Annotated in this window: 17 protein-coding genes; 12 read left to right on the forward strand and 5 right to left on the reverse strand. The window is 66.6% G+C overall.

Annotated elements, in window-relative coordinates; translation table 11 throughout:
• Positions 1-241: 241 nt before the first annotated feature.
• Positions 242-1,417 carry a tyrosine--tRNA ligase gene (tyrS, locus tag D5687_RS02225; protein ID WP_125198261.1) on the reverse strand — a complete coding sequence of 392 codons (1,176 nt, stop codon included), beginning with the start codon at positions 1,415-1,417 and terminating at the stop codon, positions 242-244.
• 114 nt (positions 1,418-1,531) lie between these two features.
• Between tyrS and D5687_RS02230 the strand changes: the two genes are divergently transcribed.
• Both D5687_RS02230 and D5687_RS02235 read left to right on the forward strand, forming a co-directional pair.
• A complete protein-coding gene (locus D5687_RS02230) occupies positions 1,532-3,127 on the forward strand; it encodes a peptidoglycan DD-metalloendopeptidase family protein (protein WP_158611717.1) in 1,596 nt (531 codons plus the stop codon).
• Positions 3,128-3,176: 49 nt separating this feature from the next.
• Complete coding sequence (locus D5687_RS02235; RefSeq protein ID WP_125198262.1) at positions 3,177-4,301, forward strand: anhydro-N-acetylmuramic acid kinase; 1,125 nt, start codon at positions 3,177-3,179, stop codon at positions 4,299-4,301.
• Between the two features lie 27 nt (positions 4,302-4,328).
• On the opposite strand, the gene D5687_RS02240 is transcribed toward D5687_RS02235, so the two are convergent.
• The 3 genes from D5687_RS02240 to argC all read right to left on the reverse strand — a co-directional run bounded on the left by D5687_RS02240 (position 4,329) and on the right by argC (position 7,412).
• A complete protein-coding gene (locus D5687_RS02240) occupies positions 4,329-5,483 on the reverse strand; it encodes a citrate synthase (RefSeq protein ID WP_125198142.1) in 1,155 nt (384 codons plus the stop codon).
• A 74-nt stretch (positions 5,484-5,557) separates the two neighbouring features.
• The gene (gene erpA, locus D5687_RS02245) at positions 5,558-5,911 is read right to left on the reverse strand and encodes an iron-sulfur cluster insertion protein ErpA (RefSeq protein WP_125198263.1); all 354 of its coding nucleotides are present in this window, start codon (positions 5,909-5,911) and stop codon (positions 5,558-5,560) included.
• 466 nt (positions 5,912-6,377) lie between these two features.
• Complete coding sequence (argC, locus tag D5687_RS02250) at positions 6,378-7,412, reverse strand: N-acetyl-gamma-glutamyl-phosphate reductase (RefSeq protein ID WP_125198143.1); 1,035 nt, start codon at positions 7,410-7,412, stop codon at positions 6,378-6,380.
• A gap of 170 nt (positions 7,413-7,582) precedes the next feature.
• On the opposite strand from argC, the gene D5687_RS02255 reads away from it, so the two are divergent.
• The 10 genes from D5687_RS02255 to D5687_RS02300 all read left to right on the forward strand — a co-directional run bounded on the left by D5687_RS02255 (position 7,583) and on the right by D5687_RS02300 (position 18,123).
• The gene (locus D5687_RS02255; RefSeq protein ID WP_125198144.1) at positions 7,583-9,586 is read left to right on the forward strand and encodes a chloride channel protein; all 2,004 of its coding nucleotides are present in this window, start codon (positions 7,583-7,585) and stop codon (positions 9,584-9,586) included.
• Between the two features lie 164 nt (positions 9,587-9,750).
• On the forward strand, positions 9,751-10,311 hold the full coding sequence (locus tag D5687_RS02260) for a peroxiredoxin (protein WP_125198145.1): 561 nt from the start codon (positions 9,751-9,753) through the stop codon (positions 10,309-10,311).
• 119 nt (positions 10,312-10,430) lie between these two features.
• Positions 10,431-11,189: a type I methionyl aminopeptidase gene (map, locus tag D5687_RS02265; RefSeq protein WP_125198146.1), complete on the forward strand. Its 759-nt coding sequence runs from the start codon at positions 10,431-10,433 to the stop codon at positions 11,187-11,189.
• Between the two features lie 4 nt (positions 11,190-11,193).
• Complete coding sequence (glnD, locus tag D5687_RS02270; protein ID WP_125198147.1) at positions 11,194-13,890, forward strand: [protein-PII] uridylyltransferase; 2,697 nt, start codon at positions 11,194-11,196, stop codon at positions 13,888-13,890.
• Positions 13,887-14,552: an RluA family pseudouridine synthase gene (locus D5687_RS02275; protein WP_125198148.1), complete on the forward strand. Its 666-nt coding sequence runs from the start codon at positions 13,887-13,889 to the stop codon at positions 14,550-14,552. The genes glnD and D5687_RS02275 overlap by 4 nt, the downstream gene beginning before the upstream one ends.
• Before the next feature lie 102 nt (positions 14,553-14,654).
• Positions 14,655-15,053, forward strand: a complete 399-nt coding sequence (sdhC, locus tag D5687_RS02280) for a succinate dehydrogenase, cytochrome b556 subunit (protein WP_125198149.1) — start codon at positions 14,655-14,657, stop codon at positions 15,051-15,053.
• Complete coding sequence (sdhD, locus tag D5687_RS02285; protein WP_125198150.1) at positions 15,050-15,373, forward strand: succinate dehydrogenase, hydrophobic membrane anchor protein; 324 nt, start codon at positions 15,050-15,052, stop codon at positions 15,371-15,373. The genes sdhC and sdhD overlap by 4 nt, the downstream gene beginning before the upstream one ends.
• Positions 15,370-17,121: a succinate dehydrogenase flavoprotein subunit gene (sdhA, locus tag D5687_RS02290; protein ID WP_125198151.1), complete on the forward strand. Its 1,752-nt coding sequence runs from the start codon at positions 15,370-15,372 to the stop codon at positions 17,119-17,121. The genes sdhD and sdhA overlap by 4 nt, the downstream gene beginning before the upstream one ends.
• 56 nt (positions 17,122-17,177) lie before the next feature.
• Positions 17,178-17,873 carry a succinate dehydrogenase iron-sulfur subunit gene (locus D5687_RS02295; RefSeq protein ID WP_125198264.1) on the forward strand — a complete coding sequence of 232 codons (696 nt, stop codon included), beginning with the start codon at positions 17,178-17,180 and terminating at the stop codon, positions 17,871-17,873.
• A complete protein-coding gene (locus D5687_RS02300; protein WP_125198152.1) occupies positions 17,866-18,123 on the forward strand; it encodes a succinate dehydrogenase assembly factor 2 in 258 nt (85 codons plus the stop codon). The genes D5687_RS02295 and D5687_RS02300 overlap by 8 nt, the downstream gene beginning before the upstream one ends.
• A 30-nt stretch (positions 18,124-18,153) precedes the next feature.
• On the opposite strand, the gene D5687_RS02305 is transcribed toward D5687_RS02300, so the two are convergent.
• Positions 18,154-18,567 (reverse strand): VOC family protein, encoded by a 414-nt coding sequence (locus D5687_RS02305; protein WP_125198153.1) that lies wholly within the window; start codon positions 18,565-18,567, stop codon positions 18,154-18,156.
• Positions 18,568-18,604 lie beyond the last annotated feature (37 nt).

Raw genomic sequence — 18,604 nt, forward strand, 5'->3', positions numbered from 1 at the left:
GTCGGCTCGTCGCCGAGAAGAGCGCGTATCTTACGCCCCTCGTGTCGCCTGTCAACCCCTCGTAGAGGTCTTTTTGGCGACCCTCTCAGCGGCGTTTCCGTCGAGAGGAGCGAGGATTTTACGCTCGCTGCAGCGCCCGTCAAGTGTTTTTTCAATCATCTTTTCGGGGCTGTCTTACGGGGCGTTGGCATGGCCTGTGCCCCGTAAGGAGGAGCGCATCTTACGCGCTTTGCCGGGGGCGTCAACCCCCTCCGACGATGATTTTTGCCAGACGCCGTTTGCCCACCTGAATAATCGACTCACCCGCGGGCAGAACCAGCGCCCGATCCGTCACCGGCTCGCCGCCAAGCTTCACCGCACCGGCCTTGATGTGACGAAAGCCCTCGGAGTTGGACTGGATCAACCCGGCACGGTTGAGCGCCTCGACGATCGCCACCCCTTCATCGAGGCGCACCTCGGGCATGTCGTCCGGCAGCTGCTTTTTCTGAAAACGGGCAATGAACGCCTCGCGAGCCTTTTCGCCGGCGCCCTTGCCGTGGAAGCGATCCACGAGCTCGACGGCAAGCTCGAACTTGATGTCGCGCGGATTGCGCCCGCCATCGATCTCCTCGCGCAGGCGCGCGATATCTTCAAGGGGGCGGAACGAGAGGAGCTCGAAGTAGCGCCACATCAGGTCGTCGGAAATCGACATCAGCTTGCCGAACTGCTCGTCGGCGGGCTCCTCGATACCGATATAGTTGTTGAGCGACTTCGACATCTTGTTAACGCCGTCGAGCCCCTCGAGGATCGGCACGGTCATGACCACCTGGGGCTTCTGGCCGTACTGCTTCTGCAACTCGCGCCCAACCAGCAGGTTGAACTTCTGATCGGTGCCACCCAACTCGACATCCGCCTGCAGCTCCACGGAGTCATAGCCCTGAACCAGCGGATACAGGAACTCATGGACGGCAATCGAACGGTTCTCACGGTAGCGCTTGGAGAAATCGTCGCGCTCCAGCATGCGCGCCACCGTGTAGCGACTGGCCAGCTGGATCAGGTCGGCGGCGCTCTTCTGCCCCATCCACTCCGAATTGAAGACGATACGAGTCTTTTCCGGATCGAGGATGCGGAAGATCTGGCGCTCGTAGGTGCGGGCGTTCTCGCGCACCGCCTCCGGCGTCAGGGTCGGGCGGGTGGCGTTCTTGCCGGTCGGGTCACCGATCATGCCGGTGAAATCCCCGATCAGGAAGATGACCTCGTGCCCACGCTCCTGGAACTGGCGTAGCTTGTTGATCAACACCGTGTGTCCGAGGTGAAGATCCGGCGCGGTCGGATCGAAGCCCGCCTTGATCCGCAGCGGTCGCCCTTCGGCCAGCCGATCCACCAGTTCCTCGCGGACCAGCACCTCGTCGGCCCCCCGACACAACTCCGCCAGCATCTGCGCTTGCTCCTGAGACACGGTTCACCCTTCCAAGAATTACGTTGAATGGCTGCAGAAAGGCGGTTATGTTACCGGTTTTACACCATATATTTCTGCCAGGTTTTTATATCGATGCAACAGCGCCCTCTATTCAAGCCCAAACGCAGGCCATCTCGACTGATACGGCGCACCCTCCTGGTTGGTCTCGGCGTGTTCGCGCTCGGCAGCGTCGTCTGGCAGTTTTTGCCCGGCGAAGGCGCACAAGACGGCGCAGCCACTGCCTCGAAGCCAAGTGACGGCAACGAAATCCCACTGACGCTGGAAGCCATCGAGTCCCCGAATGAAACGGCACGCGAGGCAGGATCGGAATCCGTCTCGATCGACACGCCCACTTCGGGCAAGCAGTCAACGGCCTTTGCCCGATCCGTCAGCCTGGGTAGCCGCCCCAACTTCCATATCCCCGGCCAGGAAGAGGCCCTGAAGGCCATCGAGGCGCCTGAGGCCAATCGGGCTGCGGTCGGCAGCGCGGAGGATCTTGACCCGGTGGAAGGCGAGACGGAGAGCGCGTCACCCTCGCTAGAGGAAACCACCATCACGGTGGATTCGGGGGACACCCTGTCGACGATCTTCGAAAAAGCCGGCCTCGGCTACAGCGACGTGCTAAAGGTGCTCGATCTGGGCGATGAGGCCCGTCGCCTGGAGCGCATTCGACCGGGCGACAAGCTCGTACTGATGACGGACGACGCCGAACAGTTCGCCGGACTCAAATACGACTTCAGCAGCGAGAGCGAGCTTTCCATCTTCCGCAGTGACGGCGACCAGCTGGTGGCCGAAATTACCGACCTGCCCAGCGAGACCCGGCTGGTCTCGGCCGGCGGGACGATCAAGGGCTCGCTCTACCAGTCCGCGATCGCCACGGGCGTCCCCCCGATGCAGATCATGCAACTGGCCGAGGTCTTCGGGTGGAAGGTGGATTTCCTTCGCGACGTGCGGGATGGCGACCAGTTCCGGCTGATCTACGAGGTGCGCGAGCGCGACGGTGAGCGTCTCGGGACCGGTCATATCGTGGCCGCCGAGTTCGTCAATCGTGGCGAGCGGGTACAGGCCGTGCGTTACACCTCACCCAACGGCACGAGCGGATACTACGAGCCCGATGGCAGCAGCCTCGAGCGCGGTTTCCTGCGCTACCCGGTGGAGTTCTCCCGCATCAGCTCGAACTTCAACCCCAAGCGGCTGCACCCGATTCACAACACCGTCCGCCCGCACAACGGCGTCGACCTCGCCGCCCCGACCGGCACGCCGGTCAAGTCGGCCGCCTCCGGCCGTGTGACCTTCGTCGGCTGGAAGCATGGTTACGGCAAGGTGGTCCAGGTGCGGCACGACGCCAAGCACGAGACCCTCTACGCGCACCTGTCCGGCTTCAAGGGCAACCTCAAGCGCGGCGCGAGCATCGACAAGGGCACCACCATCGGCTTTGTGGGCATGACCGGCGCCGCCACTGGCCCGCACCTGCACTACGAATTCAAGGTCCACGGCAAGGCGCTCGATCCGCTCAAGGTCGATCTGCCGGAAGCGAACCCGATCGCCTCAGAGGACCGCAAGGATTTCATCGCCCGGACACGCGGTTCGCTCGAGGAACTGGCCCGCATCGAGGTCGACGTTGAAGGCGAGCAGCCGGTTCACCTCGCCAGCAACGAGCGTGTCTCCCGCGAATCACGTGAGGACTGACCCGAACCGCAAACGCCCCGAAGACAACTCCGAACTCTTCATTGGGGCGATGACGGGCACCAGCATCGACGCGCTCGACCTGTGCCTCTGCGATTTCTCCGGCTCGCAACCCCGCCTGATTGCCCACCACCAGGAGCCGCTGGACGCGACTCTGACCGCCCAGTTGACGCGACTGGCCCGCGGCATCGATGGCGAGGCAATCCATACCCCACCTGTCCCGGCAATCGACGCCATCGACCTGTTCGGCATGGCCGATCGCCGGCTTGCCGAGACCACTGCCGCGGGCGTCGCCCAGCTCCTGAAGCAGGCAGGGCTGCCGGCCAGTGCCGTGCGGGCAATCGGCTCGCATGGCCAGACCGTGCGTCATCGCCCGGACTGGCGGGAAGCGGCATTCACCCTGCAACTGGGTGACCCGAGCCGCATCGCCGAGCTGACCGGGATTACCGTGGCTGCCGACTTCCGTCGCCGCGACATGGCCGCCGGCGGTCAGGGCGCCCCGCTGGCACCCCCGGCCCATGCCGCCCTGTTCCCGCCCGGTCCCGAGGGGCGGATCGTGATCAACCTCGGCGGAATCGCCAATGCCTCGATCCTGCGCCCCGGCCGGGAACCCATCGGCCTGGACACCGGCCCGGCCAACACCCTGATGGATGCATGGCACAGCCGCCATCGGCAGGCTCCATTCGACCGGGACGGCCAATGGGCGGCTAGCGGGACGGCACACCCCGCGCTGCTCGAGCGCCTGCTGAGCGAATCGTTCTTTGCCGCCCCCGCCCCCAAATCCACCGGACCGGAACACTTCAACCTCGACTGGCTGGAACGATTGGGCGGAAAGTGGATCGTTACGCTCCCGGCCGAGGACGTCCAGGCCACCCTGCTTGAACTGACGGTCGAGAGCATTGCCCGGGCCCTGTCGCCTTGGCAGGTCGAACAAGCGGGCATGCCGATCACGCTGTGCGGCGGCGGGGCCTACAACGGGCGGCTGGTCGAGCGCCTAGGCGAACGGCTGGCCGCGCCGGTGGAAAGTAGCGCGGCTCTTGGCCTGGCGCCGGAATGCGTCGAAGGGGCTGCGTTTGCGTGGTTGGCCCGCCAACTGCTCAGCGGACAACCCGGCAACGCCCCCAGCGTGACGGGCGCGGCCGGGCCTCGCCTGCTGGGAGGCATCTACCCGGCCTGAGTCGGCCGGACCCTCAAAAGAGATCGATCAGCGGGCGCCGATCGGGCGATAGTCGCGCGGGCTTTCGCCGACGTATACCTGGGTGGGGCGATAGATGCGGTTGTTCGCGATCTGCTCCTTCCAGTGCGCCAGCCAACCGGCCGTGCGCGAGATGGCGAAGATCGGCGTGAACTGGTCACGCGGGATGCCGAGCTCGGCGTAGAGCAGCCCGGAATAGAAATCGACGTTCGGGTAGACGCCCTTGCCGGCCAGGTGCTCGGCCGCCTGGGTCTCGAGCTCGCGGGCGATCTCGTAGAGTGGAGAAAGCTGGCCACCACGATGCTCGCGCAACTGCTCGAGCAGCCCCTGCAGGATGTCGGCGCGCGGGTCCTTGACCTTGTACTCGCGGTGACCGAAGCCCCAGATCACCTCCTTGTTGGCCAGCTTCTGCTCCAGCCAGGGCGTGACGTTCTCCACCGAGCCGATCTCGTCGAGCATCGCCAGTACGCGCTGGTTGGCGCCGCCATGCAGCGGGCCGGCCAGCGTGCCGATGGCCGAGGCGACCACCAGATTCGGCGGCGCGAGCGTCGAGCCACAGACCAGCGAGGCGAAGGTCGAGGCATTGAGCGTGTGCTCGGCATGCAGGATCAGGCAGGCGTCCATGATGCGTGCCTCGATCGGGTCGGGCTCGCGCTCGGTCATCATGTACAGGAAGTTCTCCGCGTAGGAGAGATCGGCGCGCGGCGCGACCGGGTCGTCGCCCTTGCGGATGTGCTCCCACATGGCCACCAGCGTGGACATGCTCGAGAGGATCTTGACGATCATCTGCTCGACAAATTCGCTGTCGGCGTTCACGCCGTTGGCGGTCATGCGCTCCTGCCCCGGGTAGAACATGCCGAGACTGGCCACGCACGTCTGCAGCGCCTCCATGGGATGCCCGTCGATGGGCAGGAACTTCATGATGTCGCGCACGTTGTATTTCACGCGGCGATTGCGACGCAGGTCGGCATCGAACTCCGCGAGCTCGAGCGCCGTGGGCAGATCCCCGTGGATCAGCACCCACGCGGTTTCCTCGAACGTGCTCTGGCGGGCCAGATCCACGATGCGATAACCACGGTAGGTCAGGAGCCCGGCCTGACCATCCAGATACGAAATGGCAGACTGCGCCGCCGGCACACCCTGCAAACCCGGTACGAAATCCATCGACAACGCCTTGTAATAACCCTGACAAACGCGAGACGCGGGCATTGCCCGCGTCATGACCCATTACTAACCAGTCAGATCGAGAACGAGGAACCGCAGCCGCAGGTGGTCGCGGCATTGGGGTTGCGGATCACGAACTGCGCGCCGGAGACATCTTCCTTGTAATCGATCTCGGCGCCCTCGAGGTACTGGATGCTCATCGGATCGACCAAAAGGGTCACTCCCGAGCGCTCCACCGCCGTGTCGTCCGGCTGGACCTCTTCCTCGAACATGAAGCCGTACTGGAAGCCGGAGCAACCACCACCCGTGATGAACACGCGCAGCTTGAGCTCCGGGTTACCCTCTTCCTCGATCAGTGACTGGACCTTGTTCGCCGCATTCTCGGTAAAGACCAGCGGCGTGGTCTCGGTAGCCGGCTCGGCCACCATGGTGTCGGTTGCGTCAACCATCGCGTTCACCTCAATCGATTGCGCGTCCGCTCGGCGGAAAATCTCTTTGCCGAGCGGCAAACTCACAGTCTATCAGACCATTGGCGAATGCACGCGAGCTGGCACTGGGGAATCTCTGCACGATTCGATAGTGCCTCTGCGGGACCGCCAAGGGCCCAGTTGCAAGGCGTAGTCCGCGGTGAATGGCGAGGTCCTTCACAAGGACTGAACCGGATCGGCACGACGCCGATCCGGCCGGCGCAAGCCGGCCCGAAGGGCGAGGTCCAGGGACGGACTTCGCGACGCCGCAAATGGGTCCTTGGCGGCCCGCCCGAATGGGGGCTGGCAGGTTTGCCCGCACTCGGCGTTGACGCCCCTCGCCGGGCAATGAGCCCGCCTTCGGCATGGCGCCTTGATTGGGAACAAACCCGCCAGCCAGAGCTCCATCGAATCGTGCAGAGGTTCCCTAGGGCGAAAGCGCGACCAGCTCGAGGCCCGCCGACTCGTCACATCCCAGCATCAGGTTCATGTTCTGCACCGCCTGCCCGGCCGCGCCCTTGACCAGGTTGTCGATCACGCTGGAGACAACCAGCATCGGCCCATCGAGCGGCCGGTGCACGGCCATGCGGCAGATGTTGTTGCCGCGCACACTGCGGGTTTCCGGGTGGCTGTTCGGCGGCATGACGTCGACGAACGGCTCCTCGGCGTAGTAGCGCTCGTAGAGCCGCTGCACGTTCTCGACCGGTTCGCCGGCGAGCGGCAGGTAGACGGTCGACTCGATCCCCCGGACCATCGGCACCAGGTGCGGCACGAAGGTCAGGCCGATCTCGCGCTCGGCGATGGTGGTCAAGGTCTGGCGAATCTCCGGCTGGTGGCGGTGGCCGGCCGCCGCGTAGGTGCGCACGCTCTCGCCGGCCTCGGCCATCAGGGTGTGGACGGCGGCCGAACGACCGGCACCGCTGGCGCCCGACTTGGTGTCCGCCACGATCTGGCCGTGGTCGATCCAATCCAGCCCCATCAGCGGCAGCACGGCCAGCGTGGTCGCGGTGACATGGCAACCGGGGTTCGCGACCAGCTGCGCGCCGCGGATCTCGTCCCGGTAGAGCTCGGGGAGGCCATAGACGGCCTGATCGACCCATTGCGGCGAGGCATGCGTCATGCCATACCACTGCGACCAGACATCGAGATCCTTGATGCGGTAATCGGCGGCCAGATCGACCACCCGGACGCCCTGCTCGAGCAACGCCGGCGCCTCCTGCATCGCGATGCCGTTGGGCGTTGCAAAGAACACGAGATCACAGCCCGCCAGATCAGCCTCCCCCGGCTCGCTGAAAACCAGGTCGGTATGCCCGCGCAGGCTGGGATACAGGTCGTCCACGCGCCGACCGGCCTCGCCGCGGGACGTCATCGCCACCACCTCGACCTCCGGGTGGTGGGCCAGCAGGCGCATCAGCTCGACACCGGTATACCCGGTGCCTCCGACGATTCCGATCTTCTTCATGTCTTCGCTCGACTCCTCGTGCTTGGCTACGTCCGATCCTGCCCCCGCCTGTCGGGCAACGGGCGTTCGAATCGGGTCGGCAATCGTGGCATATTAGCAGCCACCACGCGGCGGACCATCCGTTCGTCCGACCGACCACCGACCTCATCTTCCCCCGGGAGGCCCGGCCCGTGACCGCTTTGCTCGCCCGCATCCAGGACTGGTTCGGCCGCCCGCTGAACCGGTTCATCGAGCGTCTGCGGCTGCGCCTGGCACAGCCGGATGCCCTGCTGCAGGTCACGCTGCTCGGCCTGATCGCCGGGCTGCTCGCCGCCCTGCTCGTGGTCGCCTTCCGGCTGGCGCTCGAGGGACTGCAGGTCTACGGCCTGGGACTGCCGGGCGCGGAACGCTACGAATCCCTGCCCGCCGAATGGCGTCTGTTGCTGCCGATACTGGGCGCCTTGGTCCTCGGGCTTGCCTTCCACCTGCTGCCGTTCGGCATGCGCAACGTCGGCGTCGGCCACGTCATCATCCGGTTTCACCGCTTCGGCGCCGACATGCCCTGGCAGAACGCCGTGGTGCAGTTCGTTGCCGGCGTGTGGGGTCTGCTGATCGGACTGACCGGCGGGCGGGAAGGCCCCGGCATCCACCTGGGCGCTTTCTCGGGCAGCCTGTTGGGTCATAGCCTTGGCCTGCCAAACAACAGCGTGCGCACCCTGTCCGGCTGCGGGGTGGCCGCGGCGATCTCCGCGGCCTTCAACACGCCATTGGCCGGCGTGATCTTCGCCCTCGAGGTGGTGATCAAGCAGTACACGCTGGCGAGCTTCCTGCCGGTCATCCTCGCCTCCTCGATGGGTGCGCTGCTGGCCACGACCGTCTTCGGGCCGGAAACCCTGTTCACCATCGAGATCCACCATCAGATGTCGTTCTGGGAGGTGCCTACGCTGCTGGCGCTGGGGCTGATCATCGGCGCGATGGCCGCCGGCTACATCCAGATCGTCGAGGGCACCATCGCCCGCAGCTGGAACTGGCCGGTCTGGGGGCGCTTTACCGCCGCTGGGGTGGCAACCGGCATCATCGGTTTCTGGGTGCCGGAAATCCTCGGCATCGGCCACGACACCACGGACCTGGTCGCCGCCGCCGAACTGACCCTGGGCGCCCTGCTGATCATCGCCGTGGCCAAGTGGCTGTTGGCCAGCGTCACCGTGGGCCTCGGTCTGCCGATCGGCACCATCGCGCCGGTGCTGATGATCGGCGCGGTGGTCGGCGGTACGCTCGGCAGCCTGCTCTACCGCCTCGACCAGATCCCGCTCAACGACGTCGCCTTCTACACGGTGCTGGGCATGGGCGCCATGATGGGCGCCACACTCCAGGCGCCACTGGCCGCCCTGGCCGCGGTGCTGGAGCTGACCAGTGACACCGGCGCAATCCTGCCCGCCATGATCACCATCGTCGTCTCGGGACTGGTCAGCCGCATGGTATTCGGCAAGTCCGGTCTCTACGACGCGATCCTGCGCGCCAACGACCAGCAGATGCCGGGACCGTCGCTGTGGTTCAACGGCGACAACATCGGCGTGTCAAGCATCATCGAGCGCCGTGTCGCCGAGGTAAACTGCCCCTGCAATCTCGCCCGCTTCGAACAGGCGCTCGAGGAGAAACCGGCGTGGCTGGTCATCCGCGACGAGAATCGCCAGGCAATGGGCGTGATCCGCTATGCCCCGGCCCGGGCGGCCTTCGACCAGGTCTTCAACCAGGCGCTGTTCGATGCCCAGGCTCGCGCGGAGCAGGCTGCACGAGAGGCCGACGCCGAGACGCAAGCCAGCCAGACATCGACGGAAAGCCAGCACGTCGGGGCAGACGAGACCACCCACACCCCCGCGAGCACGGGCGAAGGCGGCGCTGGGGGCGAGAGCTCCGATACACCGGAGGCAGGCGACGACGCGGGCACAGGCATCGACATGGACGCGCTGGCCAACCAGGTGCGCGAGGACGTCCTCCTCGACCCGGCGGAGATCAGCGGCTTTTACCAGGCCGCCGACGTCGAGGTCGGCTACACCCTGACCCAGGCTCAACGGGTGATGCGCGAGGAAGACGTCGGCGTGCTGGTCGCGCGACGCATGCTCGGCTCGCCGCAGGCCCGGACCCTGGGCGTGATGACCGCCGCCATGCTGGAACAGGCGATCGTCGAACGTTGACGCCGGCGGGTGTCAGGCGGAAACTTTGCCGTCTGCCGCCGGTCCATTTTGCTTGCCACGCACCGGTCGCTTTTGCCCAAGGACGCGTTGATCCAACAGGAATGCCGTTCCGGCTTGCCGGACCGCATTCCTATTCGACCTGAGCTTCCCAATGAGGGTTCGACATGACGCGACGTAACGATATTTCCCGCCGGACGAATACCGCCGCGGATCCGCACCACGACAGCTCACGCCGCCGCTTGCTGCTGGGCGGCGCGGGGGCGCTGCTCACCCTGGGGCTGGGCGGCTGCCTGTCCGACAGCGGCCTGCCGCTGGAGGGCGTGACCGTGCAGGATCGCGACGGCAAGCCGGTGGAGCTGGCGGCGATCAAGGGCAAGCCCACCTTGATCACCTTCTGGGCGACCACCTGCCCCGGCTGCGTCAAGGAAATCCCGCACATCCAGGAACTGCACGACAAGTACGCCGACCGCGGCGTGAACGTGGTGGGGCTGGCAATGAGCTACGACCCGCTCGATCAGATCAACAAGATGGTCGAGGAGCGCGACATGACCTACACCATCTGGCAGGACAAGGACGGCCGCGGCGCCGAAGTATTCGGGCCGGTGCGCGTCACGCCGACGACCTTCATTCTCGATGCCCAGGCTCGCATCGAGTTCCAGAAGATCGGCGTGTTCGACGTCGACCGGGTCGAACGCACCCTCGACCGGCTGCTCGAGTCGGCTTGAGGGTCATCGACCCGCGCGCCCCGACGCCCCGCGAGCCGGGGCGTTTTTCGTTACACTGACGGTCTTTGCGCGCGTCTCGCGTCGTGGCAGACACAATCAGGGGAGCCCGTTTCCAGGTCATGAACATCTCCATCAAGACTCCCGAGGAAATCGAGAATATCCGCATCGCCAGCCAGCTGGCCGCCGAGATACTGGTGCTCCTGCGCGAGCACGTGAAGGCTGGCGTGACCACCGGCGAGCTCAACGAGATCGCCCACCGTCACATCACCGAGGTTCAGGGCGGCACGCCGGCGACGCTCGGCTACCACGGTTTCCCCGCCTCGATCTGCACCTCGCTCAATCACCAGGTCTGCCACGGCATTCCCGGCGACAAGACCCTGCGCGACGGCGACATCCTCAATATCGACGTCACCGTGATCAAGGACGGCTGGTACGGCGACACCTCGGCGATGTACACCGTCGGCAAGCCCTCGGTGCGTGCCCAGCGGCTGATCGATGTCACCCATGAGGCGATGATGAAGGGCATCGAGACGGTCCGTCCCGACGCCACCCTCGGCGACATCGGCCATGCCATCCAGACCCATGCCGAGGCGAGCGGGTTTTCCGTGGTGCGCGAGTACTGCGGCCACGGCATCGGGCGAAACTTCCACGAAGACCCGCAGGTGGTCCACTACGGCAATCCGGGCGAGGGCGTACGCCTCAAGGAAGGCATGGTCTTCACCATCGAGCCGATGATCAACGCCGGCAAGAAGGAGATCAAGCTGCTGGGCGACGGCTGGACGGTGGTCACGAAAGACCACTCGCTGTCGGCGCAGTGGGAGCACACGGTCGCCGTGACCAAGGACGGGTTCGACATCCTCAGCCTGCCGCCCGCCTAACTCCATGCAATCAACAGGGCAACCGGCCCCCAACGGTCGATTCGGCGACCAGAGCACCTTCCCGGCCGACCGGCCGCTGGCGCGCCAGCTCGAGACACTGAACGACCACTGGGCCGAGGCGCTGACCGACGAGGCCAGCGCCCGCGGCTTCATCCAGGAGGTTACCGCGCGCGTCGACAGCGCCCTGCGGGCCCTGTGGCAGGACAAGCTTGCCGACACGCCCTGCGCCCTGGTCGCGGTCGGCGGCTACGGCCGCGGCGAGATGTTCGTCCACTCGGACATCGACATCATGGTGCTCACCGCCGATCACGCCCATGACGAGGCGGTGCAGGCGTTCCTCTACACCCTCTGGGACACCGGCCTGTCGATCGGCTACGCCGTGCGCAGCGTCGAGGAATGCCTCGAGGCGGCCACCGACCCCACGGTCTACACCAGCCTGATCGAGATGCGGCTGATCGCCGGCGACGAAGAGCTGCTCACGCGCCTGGATGCCGCCATTCGCGACGATGCGGCCTTCGATCCGGCCTGGTTCTTCGCCGCCAAGATCGACGAGCAACAGGCGCGCTACGAGTCGCACGACAATGTCGGCACCAAGATCGAGCCACACATCAAGGAAGGCCCGGGCGGCCTGCGCGACCTGCACACCATCCGCTGGCTGGCCAATCGCATCGACGGCGCCCCCAGTCTCGCGGCGATGCACCGGGCCGAACTGCTGCGCGATGACGAATACCGGGCGCTGCTACATGCCGAATCGCTGCTGTTTCGCATCCGCATCGGCCTGCACGGCCTGGCCGAACGGGCCGAAGAGCGCCTGTTGCTGATGCACCAGAAAACGCTGGCCGGCGCGTTCGGCTACGAGGGGCTCCAGGACGGCAACCTCGCGGTCGAGCGCTTCATGCAGCACTTCTTTCGCGCCACCATCGAGGTCGAACGCCTCAACCAGCTACTGATCCAGCGCTGGCGTGAACGCCTGCACCCGGAAATCCTCGAGCCGATCCAGCGGCTCAACCCGCGCTTCGTCCGTCGCGGCCGGTTGATCGAGACCCGTGACGCGCAGGTCTTCATGCGCTCGCCCACCGCCATCCTCGAGCTGTTCCTGCTGCTCGCCGAGCATCCCGAGCTCGAGGGCATGACGGCCGCCACCGCCCGACAGCTGCGCGCCAACCTGTCGGTGATCGACGCCGGTTTTCGCGCCAACCGACACGCGAAACAGCTGTTCATGCGCCTGTTGCGCGCCGAGCGCGGCGTCTACCTCGCGCTGCGCAACATGAACCTCACCGGCGTGCTCGCCGCCTACATCCCCAACTTCGGCCCGATCGTCGGGCTGATGCAGTTCGACCTGTTCCACGCCTACACGGTCGACACCCACACCTTGCTGGTGATCCGCAACCTGCGCCGTCCCGCACTGCCCAAGTACCGCGACGAGAACCCAATCGCCTCGGACGCCTTCAAGCGTATTCCCCGTCCGGAAGTCCTGTACCTGGCCGGGCTGTTCCATGACATCGCCAAGGGCCGCGGTGGCGATCACGCCGAGCTGGGCGCGTTCGATGCCCGGGATTTCGCCCGGGCGCATGGCCTGGCGCGCGAGGATATCGATCTGGTCGGCTGGCTGGTCGAGCAGCACCTGCTGCTCTCGTTCACCGCCCAGCGCCAGGACATCGAGGACCCGGAGGTCATCCGGCGCTTCGCCGAACAGGTCGGCAGCGCCGAACAACTCGACTACCTCTACCTGCTGACGGTGGCCGACATCCGCGCCACCAACCCGCAGTTGTGGAACTCCTGGCGCGACACCCTGCTGCGGCGCCTGTTCGAGCTCACCCACCAGCACTTTGCCGAGGGGGTGCGCTCGTCGGCACAGATCGTGCGCGAGACACGCCGCGACGCCAATCGCCAGGGTTCGAGCGAAGGCATGGATGCCGCCAAGCTGGCCGCCTGGCTGTCGGGCATGCCGGAGGAGTACTTCCTCAGAAACGAGATCGACAACATCCTGCGCCACTCGCGGGTGGCGGTCGATGCCGACCTGCCCGCCCTGACCATCAACGACGACCCGCAGCACCAGGCAACCCAGATCCTGATCCTGGCCCAGAACCACCCGGCACTGTTCGCCCACGTGGTTGCCGGCATCGACCGGGAGGGCCTGAACGTCCAGTCGGCCAACATCACCGTGATCCCGCGCCCGCTGGTGGTCGAAAGCGGGCTCAACGCCGTGGACGACGAAGGCAACCGCGAACCCTTGCCCGAGTCGGAGCTGATTCTGCTGGAATTTTTCGTGCTCGATCGCCAGGGGCACGCCGTCAGCGATCCCGGCGCGATCGAGGCACTGCACGAGCGGCTGGAAGGCGTGATCCACCGCCCGGAGCGCGCCCTGTCGATCACCCGCCGGCGCACCCCGGCCCAGCTCTCCAGCCTGGACGTGGACACCGAGGTGGAATTCATTGCCGACGTCGCCCGGGCACGCACCATGATCCAGGTCCTCACCAAGGACCGGCCGGGCCTGCTGGCCGATCTCTCCGACACCCTGTGGCGCATGGGCGCCATCCTGCTGCACGCGCGCATCGCCACCCTGGGCGAACGCGCCGAGGATGCCTTCTTCGTGGTCGACCAGTATGGCCACCCGATCAACGACCGCGAGCACCAGCAGGCAATTGCCGACGCCCTGATCCACGCCGCCAAGGGCAGCGCCGCCGAGAAAGGCACATGAGCCCGATCGACCACAACCTGCCCGCCAACCAGCCGCCAGGGGACTGGGCGCTGATCGACGAGCGCCGCGATTTCCTGGTGGTGGCCAAGCCCGAGCGGATGCTGTCGGTCCCCGGCATCGGCCCGGACAAGCAGGATTGCCTGATCACGCGGGTGCAGACCGAGTTTCCCGAGGCGCGTATCGTCCACCGGCTCGACTGGGACACCTCGGGCCTGCTGGTGCTGGCACGCAATGCCCGCGCCCACTCCTTCCTCTCCAAGGCCTTCGCCGCGCGCGACGTGGACAAGACCTACGAGGCATTGATCGACGCCCCGCTGGAGCCGGTCGAGGGCCTGATCGACCTGCCGATCGGCAAGGACCACGAGCGCCGGCCGCGCTACCGCATCGACCCGCAGAGCGGGCGGCCGTCACAGACCCGCTACCGCTTGGCCGAACCGGTGGAAGACGGCATTCGGATCATTCTCGAGCCGATCACCGGACGCTCGCACCAGCTGCGCGTGCACCTGCTGGCCCAGGGGCGCCCCATCCAGGGCGACTCGCTCTATCACCCCGAGGCCAACCGCCACGCGCGGCTGATGCTGCACGCCGCCCGGCTGGTCTTCCCCGACCCGGAACACCCCGACGCCCCCAAGGTCGGCTACCACTGCGAACCGCCGTTCTAGCCCGGGTATTTCCTGAAACTTCCGGGCTAGGGCATCCGGCGATCAAGCGCCTATAGTAGCCAGTAGGCCAACGCACACGGACAAGGAAAGGCAAACCGCGCCATGCCGCCCAGGGATCCGAACACTGATCAAAAACGCCCGGTCTTTCTCGACCTGCGCCGGATACGTTTCCCTCCGCAGGCGATCGCCTCGATCGCCCACCGGCTGACCGGCGTGCTGATGATCCTCGCGATCCTCCCGGCCACCTGGCTGTTTGCCATCAGCCTGTCGGGCCCGGCGGGATTCGCCCGGGCCGGCGAGGTGCTGACGGGGATCCCGGCGCGACTGGCGGGCCTGCTGCTCGCCCTCGCACTAGCCCACCACCTGTTCGCCGGCATCCGCTACCTGCTGCTGGATATCGACATCGGCATCAACCGCGTGACCGCCCGCCGCAGCGCGCTGCTGGTCATGGGGTTGGCCGTGATCGCCGGTCTGGGCCTCTGGTGGGGACTATGGGCATGAGCGGGCTGTCCGCCTGGCTGATCCAGCGTCTGTCCGCGCTCTATCTCGCCGGATTCACCGTCTACGCACTGGTCCGCCTGGCGATGGCCGAGTCCTTTTCGCATGCGGCGTGGAGCGACTGGCTGGCCGCGCCGCTCAATGCCGTGACGCTCTGGCTGGCCGCGCTGGCGCTGCTGCTGCACGCCTGGGTGGGCGGACGCGACGTGCTGCTCGACTATGTCCATCCGCTCGGCCTGCGCGTCGTCATGCTGACCATACTGGCCGGCTGGCTGCTCGGGTCGGGAATCTGGTTCGGCGCGATACTGCTGGAGGTGATGTGAAGCGACAGGTCGATGCACTGGTGATCGGGGCCGGGGGCGGTGGACTGCGCGCGGCGCTGCAACTGGCCCGGGGCGAGGCGAGCGTGGCGGTGGTCTCCAAGGTCTTCCCCACCCGGTCACACACCGTCGCCGCACAGGGCGGCGTCAACGCCTCGCTGGCCAACGCCCTGCCGGACAACTGGCACTGGCACATGTTCGACACGGTCAAGGGCAGCGACTACCTCGGCGACCAGGACGCGATCGAGTACATGTGTCGCGCCGCGCCCAAGGCGGTCCGCGAGCTGGAACACTTCGGCGTGCCGTTCTCGCGCCTGCCCGACGGGCGGATCTACCAACGCGCCTTCGGCGGGCAAAGCCAGGACTTCGGCGGCGAACAGGCCGCACGCACCTGCGCCGCCGCCGACCGCACCGGGCACGCGATCCTGCATTCGCTCTACCAGCAGAATCTCGCCGCTGGCACGCACTTCTTCGACGAGCATTTCGCGCTCGACCTGCTCGTTGATGACGCCGGCGCGGTCCTTGGGGCACAAGTCCTCGACATTGCCAGCGGCGAGACGACCACCATCGAGGCGCGCACCACCCTGCTCGCCACCGGCGGGGCGGCCCAGATTTACCGCACCAACACCAACGCGCTGATCAACACCGGTGACGGCATGGCCATGGCACTGCGCGCCGGCATCCCGCTCCAAGACATGGAATTCGTCCAGTTCCACCCCACTGGCATCGCCGGCAAGGGCATGCTGATCACCGAGGGCGTGCGCGGCGAGGGTGGCTACCTGGTCAATGCCGAGGGGGAGCGCTTCATGGAACGCTACGCCCCCCACGCGAAGGATCTGGCCAGCCGCGACGTGGTCAGCCGCGCGATCGTCACCGAGATCCGCGAGGGGCGCGGCTGCGGCCCGAACGGCGACCACGTCCTGCTCAAGCTCGATCATCTCGGCGAGGCCGTCATCAGCGAACGCCTGCCGGCGATCCGCGAAACCGCCAAGACCTTCGTCAACATCGATCCGGTCGACGACCCCATCCCGGTGTTCCCCACCGCGCACTACACCATGGGCGGCATCCCCACCAACCGCCACGGGCAGGTGGTCCGCCCGGGCGAGGATGGCAAGGACCAGCCCGTCGAGGGCCTGTATGCCGCGGGCGAATGCGCCTGCGTCTCCGTGCACGGCGCCAACCGGCTGGGCGGCAACTCCCTGCTCGACATCGTGGTCTTCGGCCGGGCGGCGGCCCGGCACATGCTCGAGCACCTCGCCGCGCACCGCTATCACCGCCCCCTGCCGGAACAGGCCCCCGCCCGCGCACAAGCCCTGGCCGATGCCATCGAGACGCGGGAGACCGGCGAGGCGGTCGCCGCCCTGCGCCGCGAGCTCCAGCAGACCATGGAAGACTATGCCGGCGTATTCCGCCGCCAGGACCAGCTGGACGAGGGGCTCGAGCGCATCCGCCAGCTGCATGCCCGCAGCCGACGGCTGGCGATCGGCGACCACGGGCGCGTGTTCAACACCGCGAGGATCGAGGCGCTGGAACTGGTCAATCTCGCCGACGTGGCGCTGGCAGCGATCACCGCGGCGGCCGCCCGAACCGAAAGCCGCGGCGCGCATTCCCGCATCGACCACCCCGAGCGCGACGACGAGCACTGGCTGGTGCACAGCCTGTTCTCGCTCGAGACCGGCATGCGTTACAAGCCCGTGCGGACCACCCCGCTGACGGTGGATGCATTCCCGCCCAAACCGAGGGTCTACTGATGAGCGAATGGCTGCCGGTCCGCTTCATGCGACCTCCCGGCCCGCGCGACGGGCGGATGCGCTTTTCCATCTACCGCTACGATCCGGAAAGCGACGAGGCACCCCGCCAGCAGGAATACGTCCTCGACGACCTGTCTCCCGACGACATGCTGCTCGACGCGCTGTTAAGCCTGCGCGAGATCGACGAGACGCTCGGTTTCCGTCGTTCCTGTGGCGAGGGCGTCTGCGGGTCGGATGCGATGAACATCAACGGGCGCAACGGGCTGGCCTGCATCACCCGACTGGGCACGCTGACCGACCCGGTGGAGATCCGCCCGCTGCCAGGGATGCCGGTGATCCGCGACCTGATCGTCGACATGGACAACTTCCACCACCAGTACCAGCGGGTCGAACCCTGGCTGCAACCGGACGCCCCGCCGCCGGACCGAGAGCAGGCCCAGACGCCCGAAGAGCGCGAGCGTCTCGATGGCCTGACCGAATGCATCCTCTGCGGCTGTTGCTCGGCCGCTTGTCCGTCCTACTGGTGGAATCCGGAGCGTTTTCTCGGCCCGGCCGCACTACTGCAGGCCGCCCGATTCATCGAGGACAGCCGCGACACCGCCACCGAGGCACGCCTCGAACAGCTCGACGATGCCTACAAGCTGTTCCGCTGCCACACCATCATGAACTGCAGCGATGTCTGCCCGAAGGGGCTGAACCCCACCGAGGCGATCGGACGCATCCGTCGACGCATGCTGGGTCGACATGTTTGAAGACGAACGGCGCGCCCGCCTGCGCTGGCGCTGCCGGCGGGGCCTGCGAGAGCTCGACCTGCTGCTCGGCCCGTTCGCCGAGCGGCAATTGCCCGTACTGGCGCCAGACGAGCTCGACACCCTCGACCGCCTGCTGACGGCGGCCGACCAGGACCTGCAATCCTGGTTTCTCGGCCGGGAGCGCCCGAGCGACGACTCCCTGGCCGATCTGGTGGAACGGATACGGCAACAGGCGCGTTCATCCGAGTAAACCCCGGGTGAACACGACGGAAAAGGCGCGTTACGCGAAGCCTTTCGTCCCGACCAACTCCACCGCATTGCCGTCCGGATCACGGAAGAACAGCGCGTCCCGACCGGATCGCGAGCGCGTGAAGGCAAGCCCCTTGGCCTCCAAACGCCCGGCGAAAGGTGCAGTCGCCTCGACTCGCAACGCGAAATGTCGGTCGCGCCCGCCGTGTTCCGGTCGACCGTCGACCCCGTCGGGGTTGGGCAACTCGAGCAGGTGCAAGGCCTGTCCGCCGCCCAGCGACAGCCACGCGCCCGGGAAACCGAGATCGGGACGCGGCAACTCCGCCAACCCCAGCACCTCCACGTAGAAATCGCGCGCCCGTCGAGCATTGCTCACCAGCAGGCTCACGTGGTCGACTCCATGGGCCTCGGGCGACGGATCGAGTCGGTTGTCGGCATCAGGCATGACTGGCTCCCGGTTCGGTTCTCGCCGCAACTCGCAG

It is taken from the genome of Guyparkeria sp. SCN-R1 (assembly GCF_003932495.1).
GTDB lineage: Bacteria > Pseudomonadota > Gammaproteobacteria > Halothiobacillales > Halothiobacillaceae > Guyparkeria.